At 32.2% G+C, this 12,838-nt stretch carries 14 protein-coding genes; 8 read left to right on the plus strand and 6 right to left on the minus strand.

What is annotated here, in order from left to right; all coding sequences use genetic code 11:
• Positions 1 to 14: 14 nt before the first annotated feature.
• On the minus strand, positions 15 to 356 hold the full coding sequence (locus ABD963_RS13210; protein WP_345277554.1) for a DUF6249 domain-containing protein: 342 nt from the start codon (positions 354 to 356) through the stop codon (positions 15 to 17).
• 140 nt (positions 357 to 496) lie between these two features.
• Here ABD963_RS13210 and ABD963_RS13215 point away from each other — a divergent pair, with 140 nt between their 5' ends.
• Entirely contained in the window at positions 497 to 1,084 is a 588-nt protein-coding gene (locus tag ABD963_RS13215; protein ID WP_345277556.1) for an RNA polymerase sigma factor, read from the plus strand.
• Entirely contained in the window at positions 1,065 to 1,481 is a 417-nt protein-coding gene (locus tag ABD963_RS13220) for a hypothetical protein (protein ID WP_345277558.1), read from the plus strand. The genes ABD963_RS13215 and ABD963_RS13220 overlap by 20 nt, the downstream gene beginning before the upstream one ends.
• 15 nt (positions 1,482 to 1,496) lie before the next feature.
• On the opposite strand, the gene ABD963_RS13225 is transcribed toward ABD963_RS13220, so the two are convergent.
• From ABD963_RS13225 to ABD963_RS13245, 5 genes are all read right to left on the minus strand, one after another.
• On the minus strand, positions 1,497 to 2,438 hold the full coding sequence (locus ABD963_RS13225) for a sterol desaturase family protein (RefSeq protein ID WP_345277560.1): 942 nt from the start codon (positions 2,436 to 2,438) through the stop codon (positions 1,497 to 1,499).
• A 146-nt stretch (positions 2,439 to 2,584) separates the two neighbouring features.
• Positions 2,585 to 3,826, minus strand: coding sequence for a DEAD/DEAH box helicase (locus ABD963_RS13230; protein ID WP_345277562.1), 1,242 nt, complete (start codon positions 3,824 to 3,826; stop codon positions 2,585 to 2,587).
• A gap of 28 nt (positions 3,827 to 3,854) precedes the next feature.
• Positions 3,855 to 5,150, minus strand: a complete 1,296-nt coding sequence (locus tag ABD963_RS13235; RefSeq protein ID WP_345277564.1) for an MFS transporter — start codon at positions 5,148 to 5,150, stop codon at positions 3,855 to 3,857.
• A 36-nt stretch (positions 5,151 to 5,186) separates the two neighbouring features.
• A complete protein-coding gene (locus ABD963_RS13240) occupies positions 5,187 to 5,819 on the minus strand; it encodes an MOSC domain-containing protein (protein ID WP_345277565.1) in 633 nt (210 codons plus the stop codon).
• 105 nt (positions 5,820 to 5,924) lie between these two features.
• Positions 5,925 to 6,575 (minus strand): YceI family protein, encoded by a 651-nt coding sequence (locus ABD963_RS13245; protein ID WP_345277567.1) that lies wholly within the window; start codon positions 6,573 to 6,575, stop codon positions 5,925 to 5,927.
• Between the two features lie 166 nt (positions 6,576 to 6,741).
• Between ABD963_RS13245 and ABD963_RS13250 the strand changes: the two genes are divergently transcribed.
• The 6 genes from ABD963_RS13250 (at position 6,742) to ABD963_RS13275 (ending at position 12,837) form a co-directional block, all read left to right on the plus strand.
• Complete coding sequence (locus ABD963_RS13250; protein WP_345277569.1) at positions 6,742 to 7,293, plus strand: nucleotide exchange factor GrpE; 552 nt, start codon at positions 6,742 to 6,744, stop codon at positions 7,291 to 7,293.
• A gap of 9 nt (positions 7,294 to 7,302) precedes the next feature.
• Positions 7,303 to 8,418, plus strand: a complete 1,116-nt coding sequence (gene dnaJ, locus ABD963_RS13255; RefSeq protein WP_345277571.1) for a molecular chaperone DnaJ — start codon at positions 7,303 to 7,305, stop codon at positions 8,416 to 8,418.
• Positions 8,419 to 8,748: 330 nt separating this feature from the next.
• The gene (locus ABD963_RS13260) at positions 8,749 to 9,672 is read left to right on the plus strand and encodes an ABC transporter ATP-binding protein (RefSeq protein ID WP_345277572.1); all 924 of its coding nucleotides are present in this window, start codon (positions 8,749 to 8,751) and stop codon (positions 9,670 to 9,672) included.
• Positions 9,673 to 9,676: 4 nt separating this feature from the next.
• Positions 9,677 to 10,984, plus strand: coding sequence for an ABC transporter permease (locus ABD963_RS13265; protein WP_345277574.1), 1,308 nt, complete (start codon positions 9,677 to 9,679; stop codon positions 10,982 to 10,984).
• A 1-nt stretch (position 10,985) separates the two neighbouring features.
• On the plus strand, positions 10,986 to 11,936 hold the full coding sequence (locus ABD963_RS13270) for a mechanosensitive ion channel family protein (RefSeq protein WP_345277576.1): 951 nt from the start codon (positions 10,986 to 10,988) through the stop codon (positions 11,934 to 11,936).
• 16 nt (positions 11,937 to 11,952) lie between these two features.
• The gene (locus ABD963_RS13275) at positions 11,953 to 12,837 is read left to right on the plus strand and encodes a DUF6268 family outer membrane beta-barrel protein (RefSeq protein ID WP_345277578.1); all 885 of its coding nucleotides are present in this window, start codon (positions 11,953 to 11,955) and stop codon (positions 12,835 to 12,837) included.
• Position 12,838: the final 1 nt, after the last annotated feature.

Raw genomic sequence — 12,838 nt, forward strand, 5'->3', positions numbered from 1 at the left:
TGAATGGTTTGATATTATTCTTGGTCTAATTTTTTTGTCATATGAAAGCCAATAAATAAAGCAGCACCAGCCATAAAGAAAATAACCGAAGGATAAATAGCATCCTCATCTAAAGTAGTGTATTGGCTTAAAAGCATGGCGATGAAAACACCAACACCAATACCCATTAACAATAAAGCTAAATTTAAAATAAGTACTTTCCAAATGGGCGCTGTATGACTTTTACCTCGCATGAAAATACTGGCGTCTGCACCTTTTTCTATAAGTGCTAAACGTTCTTTGTTTCTCGTGGATAAATAAAGATAAACCATTCCGAAAATGGCTGCAAAAAGACTAATGGGTATTAACATTTCCATAATTGTAGTTTTTAATTGATTAATTTTAATGTGTTCATAGCTTATGACGATATGTTTTTCATTTAGGTTACACTTTTATTAAAAAAAGTTTTTTCTATTATGATGTAACCTTTTTTTATAAATAGTCGTCTTAATTTAAAATGACCATCAACGACCAACACTATATCAACCTCTTTATTGAAGGCGATACCAATGCGTTTGCAGTATTGGTAAATCGTTACAAAGATTTAGTGTTTACGTTAACCTTAAGAATGCTTAAAAACAGGGAAGAGGCCGAGGAGGTAGCTCAAGATACATTTATAAAGGCCTATAAATCGTTGGCAAGGTTTAAAGGCGATTCTAAATTTTCAACATGGATTTATAAAATAGCTTATAATACCAGTTTAGATAGATTGAAGAAAACTAAAAAATATATGAATGATGTATCTATTGATGAGTTTACCGAACACCAAGTGAAAACCATCGATAATGCATTTGAAAAACTTGTAAATGCAGAGCGTGAACAAACTATTCAAGATTGTATGGCTTTATTGCCTAGTGATGATAGTTTTTTATTGACCTTATTTTATTTTGGAGAGTTATCTTTAGAAGAAATATCGGAAACCATTGGGTTAACACCCAACAATGTAAAAGTAAAGTTGTTTAGAAGCAGAAAAAAATTAGCTACTATCTTAAAACAGCGATTAGAACCTGAAATAATAGAATGTTATGAACGAAAACGCCAATAAATATTTAGACGATTTATCAAAAAAAGTAATGGCTCATGGTAAAGTTGAAAGTCCATCTTTTAATTTTACAGATGCTGTCATGTCTAAAATTGAAACGCTCAGTAAAAACCAAGCAACCATTTATAAACCGTTGATTTCAAAAAGAATGTGGTTTTTAATTTTAGTGGGGTTTCTGGCTCTATTTTCGTATGGCTTATTCTCTGGAAATAACGAAGAATCAATAGGTTGGTTAAATAAAATCGATTTCAGCATTTTATCTAATAATAACATTTCAAATACACTTTCTAGCTTTAAATTTTCAAAAACTTTAATGTATGCTTTAGTGTTTTTTGGATCGATGATTTGTTTACAAATACCTATTTTAAAACATTATTTTAATAAACGGCTTGAGTATTAATAATAAAGTAAAGTTTTAAAAAAATTCAGAGTTTTTTAGATGCATTTTTTTGCGCATTTGTTTAATGGTTAAAGTACTTCCGTCGTGGCTCCATCCTGGTGGACCAAAGGCATACATGAATTTGTGATATACACTGGGACTCTTTTTCATATCGTTCCAAATATCTTTATATTCATGAGTTAGTATTATTAAAGGATTGTAAGAATTGGGCGGTTTGGTAACACCGTATTCGATATCAATATCTTCATCTAATTCTTTCCAAGTTCCAAATAGTTTATCAAACATATTTAAAAATCCGCCGTGGTTTTTATCCATATATTCTATGTTTTTAGCATGATGTACTTGGTGCATGGTATGAGTATTAAAGACTTTTTCGATAATTCCCATTTTAGGCACATATTTAGAATGTAGTTGAAATTGCCAAAGCGCTTCTATCCCTAAACAAACAATAACCATTTCTGGCGGAAACCCAATTACAGGTAACCACATGTAAAACAAAGGTTTATATAAAATAGTAAACCAGCCATTTCTAACTGCTGTCCCCAGATTATAATTCTCTGAGGAATGATGCACAATGTGTGCCGCCCATAAAAAGCGAATCATATGGTTTTGTCTGTGAAACCAATAATAAGTAAAGTCATCTAAAAATTGGCAAGCTATCCAAACGTACCACGAATAACCAAAAGATTCCCAACCCAAAATATTGGTACGAACACCTTCAATTATAGGGTTACACAATTCATACAAATAATTGAATATGATAATGGCAGAAATCGTTTTTATTAGAGGTGCCAAAACCACAGAGCCAACACCCATAAATAAACTAGAACCCAAATCTTTCCATTTGTAAAGACTTTTATGACTTCTATCTTCGTGGGTTTTGCTATATGTAAGTTCAACTAAAATTAGGCCTAAAAAACAAGGAATACCATATACTAACGGATTTGTAAAATTCATTTATTTTTAAAATTTTAAAGACGTTAGAATAGGTATAATAATTTTAAAAGCGAATAATAATTTTAAAAGTGTTAGAATGGGGATAATAAGTAGAATTTTTCTGTTTTTTGTGAAGATACCTATAAATAATAAGAATTACTAGTTATTTAGTACCAACGCTTCTTTTTCTTTTTAGAACCTTCACTTTTTCTACCTTTTTTGTGCTTGCTTCCTGTTTTTTTAGATTTATGTACAACGGGTTTTGCTTTGGGATCTAATGGATAAGGATGATCCTCAACTACATCCATTTGAAGTTGAATAAGTTGTTGAATAGTTTGAACGTATGTTTTTTCATCTGCAGAACAAAATGAATACGAAGTGCCTGTTTTTCCAGCTCTAGCAGTTCTACCAATACGGTGTACGTAGGTTTCGGGTACGTTGGGTAAATCAAAATTTATTACCGCATCCAATTCGTCAATGTCAATTCCTCTAGCGGCAACATCAGTGGCTATTAAAATGTTTACATAGCCATTTTTAAACTTGTTTAAAGCTTCTTGCCTTAAATTTTGGGTTTTATCACCGTGAATACTCTCTACTTTATAACCGTTTTTCACAAGGGTTTGCTCTAATTTATCGACTCCAAATTTGGTTCGCCTAAAAATTAAAATACTGCCTTTAATAGTATTTCTTAACAGGTGTAAGCACAATTCTATTTTGTTCCGTTTAGGAACATAATACAATACTTGGTTAACGTTTTTTGAAGTAGATGAATTTGTTGATACCTCAATACGTTCAGGTTTTTTTAAAATGGTATGGGCCAATTGCTCGACCTTGTGGGATATGGTTGCTGAAAATAACAGTATTTGCTTTTCTTTTGTGCAAAGGCGTTCTATCTTTTTCACATCGTCAATAAAACCCATATCTAACATTAAATCGGCTTCGTCTAATACCAATGTCTCCACATAATCAAGGTTAACTAAATCTTGCTTGTGCAAATCGAGCAACCTACCCGGTGTGGCAATTAAAATATCGATACCCTTTTTTAAAATATCTTTTTGGGGTTCTATGGAAGTACCTCCATAAATAAGCGCAGTACGTAAATTGGTATATTTACCATAGGTTTCAAAATTCTCTTGAATTTGAACAGCAAGTTCTCTAGTAGGGCTTACAATTAAAGCCTTAATTTTCTTTCCATTTTTTGGTGCATCTTGGTAATCGAAAAGTAATTGCAAAATAGGAAGCGCAAAAGCAGCTGTTTTACCAGTTCCCGTTTGGGCAGAAACAATAACATCTTTTTTGTTTAAAACAACAGGAATGGTTTTTTCTTGAACTATGGTTGGGTTTTCGTATCCTGCTTCAGCAACAGCTCTTAAAATAGGTTTATTTAATTGTAAGTCTTTAAACGACATATATTCGATGAATTTTGGCAAAGATAAGTTATTCCACATTAGGTAATTTATAACTTTTGTAAGCACCCCATAAACCAAATATAGAAAGTATTAAAACAACCCCCTCAATCGAAATTAATGATACTAAGGCACTTAAGCCTCCAGTGATTAAAAGTATAAGGCCAATTACGGTGTTGCTTACCGAAACGTAATCTGTTCTTTTATTTCCGGTTGCCATATCTACGATATAGGTTTTTCTACCTAACCTAACGCCACCATGTGCAATTCCCAGAATGAAAAATGCTAAGGGGTATATCCAATTAATTTGTCTAACTGAATCAAAATATGAAATAATTATAAAAGTTATAATTCCTAAAAAAGAAGCCATTAATACTCCAATTGCCATCACATTTTTACTGGATTTATCAGCAAGTTTTCCCCAAATGGGTGAACTTATAATGGAAGCGATACCTCTTGCTATGATAAATAATCCCAACAAATAGCTTTCTTTTCCAATATATTCCTGAGCCAATAGAACGTAGTATGGAGCCGTTAGTGCAGAGCACAACAATAATGAACGAGCGATGACAAAATCTCTTAAAGATTTATCCGTTTTTAATAAACTGAATTTAGAGAGTGTGTTAAATTCAGTCTTGTTGTCACTTACTGTTTCCCCGGGAAATTCTTTAATTCTTGAATAAATTATTGCTGATACCAACCAAGTTGCCGAGGCAAAGAAAATAATACTGCTGTAAAACGAAATGGTGGCATCACTTTTTGATTTATAGAGAATATAAAGTCCTGCTATTAAAACTAAAACACCAGAGACTGAAACCGTATAGCCTTTTAATTTGCCTCGTCTGGTTTTCGGAATGGTTTTGCCAGTAACATCTTTTGAGGATAATGAGCAAATGCTTCGAGATAAACTAAAAATAATTATGGCTAAAATAATCAACCAACCTGCCAATGCACCCTCAAAATTTAAAGCAATAATACCAATACTTGAAATTGACAAAAACTGTAAAAAAGAACCAACAACCCAAAGCCATTTTCTTATAGCTTGTTTGTTTACATAATTAACCAATATGATTTGTGGTATCATAGATCCCGATTCTCTTATCGGAACTATTAAACTTATTAAGTATACAGGTGAGTTGATATAACTCATTAACCAAGTTAACACCGTTTTTGGGTTGCTTAAAGTATCACCTAGTTTAGTCATAACGTTACTGAACATGATGATAAAGTAATTTTTTGGTACGTGTTTACATGCTTCCTCTGTAATATCCAAACAAACCCGATTCTCCTTTTCGTTATTTAAGTATCGATAAAGTTTTTCTAACATGTGCAGTCTCGTAATTTTTTATTGAAATAATAATATTTATAAAAAGGACTTTAATTTATCACGCTTTTTTTGCGGTAAAGCCAGGCTGTTTGAGGCTATTTTTAGTAAAGTTTTATCTTTTTGTTTGGCATGTATTAATTGAAATAATTGAGCCACGCTTAAACTGTTTTCTGGTCTTTCAACAAGTTTAAATTCGTCATCAATATTCACGTATCCCTCTTCCAAAATACTTAAATAAGTACCACCAAAACCGTGTTCAATAAACTGCTTAATAACATGCTGTGTACCAAATTTATGACCCAACTTATAACAAGGTTCACGGTATTGCGAAATTCTAACTAAGGCTTCACCAACTTTATAAACATCACCTAAAAGTACTTTGGTTTCATCAAAATCGGAAACCGTTAAGTTTTCGCCAAACATGCCATAGGTCCAATCTAAATTAGGGTATAGTTTTTTCCAGTAAGGATATTGCTCTTCCGAAAACATGTAACAGGCTTTAAACTCGCCACCATGGTGAACTCTATCGGTAACTTCATCACCCTTTACATCGTTTTCAGTTAAGTAAATGGGTTTGGTGGTAGGCTTTTTATAAATACCTGTGCTTTCCTCTTTGCCATTCCAAATAAAAGTAACTGGTTTGGCGATGTTTGTGGAGATAATTTTCATGGTTATGTAAAACTTATCAAACTAATTTAGATGAAAAATTTTATAAACCAATAAAAAAACCACTTCATTTGAAGTGGTTTCAATCAAAATTATTATTTAGGTCTTTTATGATTTAACAGTTTTTAAAATCACTTTTAACTCAATATCATCATTGATGAATTTATCACCTAAATTATCAAAGAATGATTTAGATCCATATTTTACGTTCCATTTTGAACGGTCAATAGTAAAAGTTTCACTAATTAATGTCAAACTATCACCATCTTTAGCTACAGCTACTGGAAAGGTAATATTGTTTGTTGCATCTTTTAAAGTTAAGTTTCCAGAAAGCATCATGTTGCCCTCAACTTCCTCTAAACTTGTGATTTCAAAATTTGCAGTCGGGTAAGTTTCAACATCAAAAAAATCAGCACTTTTTAAATGTCCAACCAAATCAGCATTCCCTTTTTCTTCTGCTGGAATATCTAAATTCACAATGGAGCCCATATCTATTTCGAAAGAACCTCCGGTGATTTCTCCATCTGTTGTGTTTATAACTCCTTGTTTTAGGGCTATGGTACCATTGTGGGAACCGGTAGGCTTAAAACCTTTCCATTCAATGGTTGAGGCATCCAAGTTTGCATTATAAGTTAACTCAGGTGTAACTGTCATAACTTCTTCTGCAGCAGTTGTTTCAGCTTCTTTTGCCTTGTCTTTGCAAGAAATGATTGAAGTTGATAGAACTGAAATAAATAAAATAATAAATAAGTTTTTCATCTTTTAAATTTTAGTTTGAGTTACAAAAGTACAAATTTTGTTTCATCAAATAAAAAAAAAGTTAAACAAAATTAATTTAAAATATTTTAATGACATTATGGCATTTTAACAATAATGGCAGTACTTTTGCCAACTAATTTAAATATTGCAAAAATTTTATTTCGCGATGAGTAAAAAGGACAAAAAACAAGATATAGAACAAGAAAAAGTTGAAACGTCACAAACAGAAACAGTTGAAGTCGACAAGCAACAGGCCGAAAATCAATCGGTTGAAGAAAAATTAAAAGATCAAGTACAACAAGAAAAAGATAAATTTTTAAGACTTTTTGCTGAGTTCGAAAACTATAAAAAACGCACATCCAGAGAGCGAATCGAGTTATTTTCTACAGCTAGCGAGGATGTAATGAAAACCTTATTACCTGTACTAGATGATTTTGAGCGGGCTTTAAGTCATATAGAAGAAGATAAGGAAGCTGAAGAATTAAGAAAAGGAGTGTTATTAATTTACCAAAAATTAATTAATACTTTAGAACAAAAGGGTTTAAAGGCAATAAAAATAGAAAAGGGAGATGCTTTTAATGCTGATAATCATGAAGCTATTACGCAAATACCAGCGCCCTCGGAAGATTTAAAAGGAAAAATTATTGATGTGATTGAAAAGGGATATAAATTAGGTGACAAAGTCATTCGTTTCCCTAAAGTTGTAATCGGACAATAAGTTTAAGGTATGGCAAAAAGAGATTATTACGAAGTACTAGGAATTAGCAAAAGCGCATCGGCGGCAGAAATTAAAAAGGCATACCGTAAAAAAGCCATAGAGTTTCACCCTGATAAAAACCCGGATGACAAAGCAGCTGAAGCCAATTTTAAAGAGGCTGCTGAGGCCTATGAGGTTTTAAGTAATCCTGATAAAAAAGCACGTTATGACCAATTTGGCCATCAAGCTTTTGAAAATGGAGGTGGTTTTGGAGGTGGTGGCATGAATATGGATGATATATTCAGTCAATTTGGTGATATTTTTGGAGGTGCTTTTGGCGGCGGATTTTCTGGATTTGGCGGCGGCGGTGGCCAGCGCCGAGTAAAGGGTAGCAACCTTCGTATTCGTGTTAAACTTACTTTAGAAGAGGTTGCAAATGGTGTTGATAAAAAAGTAAAGGTAAAGCGTAAAGTACAAGCTCCAGGTACAACTTATAAAACCTGCCCAACTTGTAACGGAAGCGGTCAAGTTACTCGAATTACTAATACTATATTAGGTCGTATGCAAACTTCTTCACCATGCAATGTGTGTGGTGGTGCCGGGCAAACTATCGATAAAAAACCTGCTGATGCAGATGCACAAGGTTTGAAAATTGCTGAGGAAACTGTTTCCATAAAAATACCAGCAGGGGTTGTAGATGGTATGCAACTTAAGGTATCTGGAAAAGGAAATGAAGCCCCAGGTAATGGAATTTCTGGAGATTTAATTGTGGTTATCGAAGAAGAACAGCACGAAAAATTACAGCGAGAAGGTGATAATTTGCATTACGATTTATATATAAGTTATCCAGATGCTGTTTTGGGTACATCAAAAGAAATTGATACTGTTACTGGGAAAGTTCGTATAAAAGTAGAGGCTGGTGTGCAGTCTGGTAAGATTTTGCGCTTAAGAGGGAAGGGAATTCCTAGTATTAATGGTTATGGTAAAGGAGATTTATTGGTGCATGTAAATGTATGGACGCCTAAAACTCTAAATAGAGAACAAAAAGAATTTTTTGAGAGTATGAAAGATGATGATCATTTTTCACCAAAACCAGAAAGTTCCGATAAATCTTTCTTCGAAAAAGTTAAGGATATGTTTTCTTAATTAAAAATAATTTAATCAATTATAAAAATTCCGTTAGATAACGGAATTTTTTTGTTTTTGAGCCAACTTATCTAATAGTTTTACTTTTATTATTAAAAAAAAAACTATATTTGAACATCACTAATTTAGTTTAGTGATAATTTTTCTTTTTCATAGCAATTTTTTTCCCATCCTTAATTTGCGTTAAGGGTGGGTTTTGTTTTTATATTGTTTTGTACTCAAAACAGGATTTTTAATCTTGTGATATTATTATTATTTGTACTAAAATCGTTAAGTATGTCAATCTACATTTAATATATTTACACACATAATAGTTAATTTAAAACACGGATGAGTAACTTACTTGAAGTTCATGAGGTTTCAAAAAATTTTGGTGATTTTAAGGCCTTAAACGATGTTTCCATTACAGTTCCTAAAGGAAGTATTTTTGGATTATTGGGGCCAAATGGCGCAGGAAAAACCACACTTATACGAGTAATTAATCAAATCACTATGCCCGATAGTGGAACCGTTAAATTAGACGGGGAAATATTGAATGAAAAACATATTAGGGATATCGGTTATTTACCTGAAGAACGCGGTTTGTATAAATCAATGAAAGTAGGTGAACAAGCTTTATATCTAGCGCAATTAAAAGGGTTGAGTAAAGCTGAAGCCAAAACACGTTTAAAATATTGGTTTGAGCGCTTGGAAATTGGCGATTGGTGGAACAAGAAAATTCAAGAACTTTCAAAAGGAATGGCTCAAAAAATTCAGTTTGTGGTTACGGTTTTACATCAACCAAAACTATTGATTTTTGATGAACCTTTTTCTGGCTTTGACCCCATAAATGCCAATTTAATAAAAGATGAAATATTGCGCTTACGTGAGGAAGGTGCCACGGTTATTTTTTCCACCCACCGAATGGAATCCGTTGAAGAACTGTGTGATGATATTGCCTTGATACACAAGTCGAATAAAATATTGGATGGTAAATTAGTGGACGTTAAGCGCCAATATAAAATAAATACTTTTGAGGTTGGTATTCGAGCTAATAATAAAGAAATGCTTCAAAAAGAGTTGTCAGAAAAATTTAAGGTTTCAATAGCCAATTTCAAAACTTTGGAAGACGAATTAAAGCTTAATATTAGGCTTAATGATAATAGCCCCAATGATTTGTTAAGCTATCTTACTACTAAAGGTGAGGTTTCACATTTTGTAGAATTGATACCTAGCGTTAATGATATTTTTATTCAAACCGTAAAGAATAATTAAAGAAATGAACCATTTACCACTCATTATAAAACGTGAATATTTAACTAAGGTTAAAAACAAGTCCTTTATAGTTATGACTATTTTGAGTCCGATGATTTTCATTGCACTTATATCGGTTGTTGCTTATTTATCGCAATTAAATAATGATAAAGTTCGCACTATTTCCATTTTAGACGAATCTGGACTTATTCAAAATACCTTTAAAAATTCCAATAACACAAAGTATAATATCTTGCAAAACATGTCTTTGGAAGACGCCAAAGCCATAGTAAAAGAAACTTCTTCTTATGGTTTACTGTATATCAATAAATCGAGTGATGTCGATGCTATTTCTAACAATATAAAATTTTATTCTAAGGAATCCCCATCACTTACTTTAATGTCAAACCTTGAAAGCCAACTAGAAAAAAAGCTCACCAATATAAAACTTCAAGAACAGGGTGTTGATGTTAATATGATTAATGCCTCTAAAGTGAATATCGACATAGCTCAAGAAAGTTTTGAAGGTGAAAAAACCTCTAAAATAGATAGTGTGGTAAAGTTGATTTTTGGGGGCGCTGCTGGTTATTTGTTGTTCATGTTTATTATCATATATGGTAATATGATCATGCGAAGTGTTATTGAAGAAAAAACGAGTAGAATTATAGAAGTTATTATTTCTTCGGTAAAACCAGTTCAACTAATGTTGGGTAAAATTATTGGAACCTCTTTAGCAGGAATTACCCAATTTGTAATATGGATTATCTTAGGCGGTTTATTAATGACCATAGTTTCTATGGTTTTTGGAATAGATATGATGCAAAGTCCACAACAGGATATGCTTCAACAAGCTATGGAAACGACTACGGTTAACTCAAAAATTGAAAACATTTTAACAGCTTTTTATAATTTACCAATAACCAATTTAATCGTTGCATTTATTTTATTTTTTATAAGTGGCTATTTATTATTTAGTTCACTTTATGCAGCTATTGGAGCTGCTGTTGACAATGAAACCGATACACAACAATTCATGTTACCTATTATTATGCCTTTAGTATTGGCGGTATATATTGGTATATTTACAGTTATTGAAGATCCACATGGTACAGTGTCCACAGTATTTTCGTTTATACCATTAACATCGCCAGTGGTTATGCTGATGCGTATTCCATTTGGTGTACCCATATGGCAGCAATTGGTTTCGTTGTTATTATTGATAGGAACTTTTATGTTAACCGTTTGGTTTGCAGCTAAAATATATAGAGTAGGTATTTTAATGTACGGTAAAAAACCTAGTTATAAAGAGTTGATTAAATGGATTAGATACTAATATGAATCAGGAAACAGAGAAAATTGAAAAAATAGAAGAGGTTATTAAGGAAAGCACCATTTGGGAGAAAATTGTAGAATTTCTAGAATTTAAAATCATTGATTTTAAAACTGGTACTGGGGTAAATGAACATGATATTGTCCTTAAGGTTAAGTACGTTTTGTTAGTAGCTGTTGTTATGATAGCCACAACATATCTTTTAAGATGGATTAAAAGACTAGTAACTCGAAAAATGCCCAAAGAGGATAGAGTTAAGTTTAATACCGTTTTTTCATTTGCAAGATGGATAATTTATATTATCGTTATGCTTATAGTATTCGATTCGATAGGCATAAACGTAACAGCTGTTTTTGCTGCATCTGCAGCATTATTAATCGGGGTAGGTTTAGCATTACAAACACTGTTTCAAGATATTATTTCTGGTATTTTTATTTTGATTGATCAAACTGTTCATGTGGGCGATATTTTAGAAATAGATGGCAAGGTAGGACGCGTAGAAGAAATTAAATTAAGAACTACCAGAGCCGTCACCATTGATAATAAGGTTTTAGTCATTCCAAATCATTTATACTTAGAAAACAGTTTGTATAATTGGACTCAAAATGGTACCACAACCAGAGAATCTGTTGAAGTTGGCGTGGCTTATGGCAGTGATGTGCAGTTAGTAAAAAAACTATTGATTCAGGCTGCTAGTTCACATCCTGAGGTCGTAAGCGAGCCAGAACCTTCTGTCGTTTTTATGGATTTTGGTGACAGTTCATTAAACTTTAAAATCATTTTTACAATAAATGATAGTTTTAAGGCGCAATTTCCAAAAAGTGATATTCGTTTTGAAATCGATAGGTTATTTAGGGAAAATAATGTAACAATACCTTTCCCACAAAGAGATATTCATATTATTCAAAAACCTGATCAAAACATTCAATTTAAGAATAATACTGATGGCCGATAAATCACGCTACTAAATCATGACTAATAGAAAAAGGGGGTTAATTTTAATGATTTTTGGAGTTTTTATTACCCATTTTTCAATAGCTCAACTAACGGATTTAGCAAGATTGGAATATTCTTTTATACCTAAAAGTAATTCGGAGGACCAATATACTCGTTTAAGAGCCCTTTTAAATTATCCAATTGAGCTAAAAAAAGATGATTATTTTATAATAGGCGCAGAGTATAACCGCATTTTATTAAACCTTGAAGATGATTATCCGTTTGATACTTCTGGGTTAAATAAAATCCATGTAATTGATTTAAATCTAGGTTACACTTTTAAATGGAATGAAAACTGGCGATTTGGTGTAAAATTCAATCCTAGAATAGCATCTACATTAACGAAACAATTATCTTCAGATGATTATTTTATGAATGGTGGTATCTTTTTTATTAATGATAAAAAAGCGGATGTGAATCTTAAACGCCCATATCGATTAATTTTAGGATTGACCTACAATGCCACAACTGGTCTGCCTTTCCCGTTGCCTTTTGTTAGTTATTTTAGAGAAATCAATGAAAAATGGAGTTTTAACGCGGGAGTACCTAAATCTAATCTTAAATATACGTTTGACGAAAAAAATAATTTACAGGCTTTTATTGCGTTGGATGGTTATTTAGCACATTTACAAGAACCAGCCATCGTCAATGGTGAAAGTGTTGATAATGTTTCCTTATCTGTTGCTGTTGGTGGGCTTGGATATGAATATTGTTTTACTAAACATTTAGTGGCTTATCTGTATTCAGGTTATACATTGAGATTAAATAATGTATTGAGGAACAAAAATAGAGATGAAATTTTTAAATTAGACGATGTCAATGCGTTCTATTTACGAACAGGAATTAAATTCAAAATATAAA

Source organism: Litoribaculum gwangyangense (genome assembly GCF_039543505.1).
GTDB classification, from domain to species: Bacteria; Bacteroidota; Bacteroidia; order Flavobacteriales; family Flavobacteriaceae; genus Litoribaculum; species Litoribaculum gwangyangense.

Bases quoted from the DNA above. Each gene is read 5' to 3' on its own strand.
- ABD963_RS13210 (WP_345277554.1), bottom strand. From the start codon at position 356: ATGGAAATGTTAATACCCATTAGTCTTTTTGCAGCCATTTTCGGAATG.
- ABD963_RS13215 (WP_345277556.1), top strand. From the start codon at position 497: ATGACCATCAACGACCAACACTATATCAACCTCTTTATTGAAGGCGAT.
- ABD963_RS13220 (WP_345277558.1), top strand. From the start codon at position 1,065: ATGAACGAAAACGCCAATAAATATTTAGACGATTTATCAAAAAAAGTA.
- ABD963_RS13225 (WP_345277560.1), bottom strand. From the start codon at position 2,438: ATGAATTTTACAAATCCGTTAGTATATGGTATTCCTTGTTTTTTAGGC.
- ABD963_RS13230 (WP_345277562.1), bottom strand. From the start codon at position 3,826: ATGTCGTTTAAAGACTTACAATTAAATAAACCTATTTTAAGAGCTGTT.
- ABD963_RS13235 (WP_345277564.1), bottom strand. From the start codon at position 5,150: ATGTTAGAAAAACTTTATCGATACTTAAATAACGAAAAGGAGAATCGG.
- ABD963_RS13240 (WP_345277565.1), bottom strand. From the start codon at position 5,819: ATGAAAATTATCTCCACAAACATCGCCAAACCAGTTACTTTTATTTGG.
- ABD963_RS13245 (WP_345277567.1), bottom strand. From the start codon at position 6,575: ATGAAAAACTTATTTATTATTTTATTTATTTCAGTTCTATCAACTTCA.
- ABD963_RS13250 (WP_345277569.1), top strand. From the start codon at position 6,742: ATGAGTAAAAAGGACAAAAAACAAGATATAGAACAAGAAAAAGTTGAA.
- dnaJ (WP_345277571.1), top strand. From the start codon at position 7,303: ATGGCAAAAAGAGATTATTACGAAGTACTAGGAATTAGCAAAAGCGCA.
- ABD963_RS13260 (WP_345277572.1), top strand. From the start codon at position 8,749: ATGAGTAACTTACTTGAAGTTCATGAGGTTTCAAAAAATTTTGGTGAT.
- ABD963_RS13265 (WP_345277574.1), top strand. From the start codon at position 9,677: ATGAACCATTTACCACTCATTATAAAACGTGAATATTTAACTAAGGTT.
- ABD963_RS13270 (WP_345277576.1), top strand. From the start codon at position 10,986: ATGAATCAGGAAACAGAGAAAATTGAAAAAATAGAAGAGGTTATTAAG.
- ABD963_RS13275 (WP_345277578.1), top strand. From the start codon at position 11,953: ATGACTAATAGAAAAAGGGGGTTAATTTTAATGATTTTTGGAGTTTTT.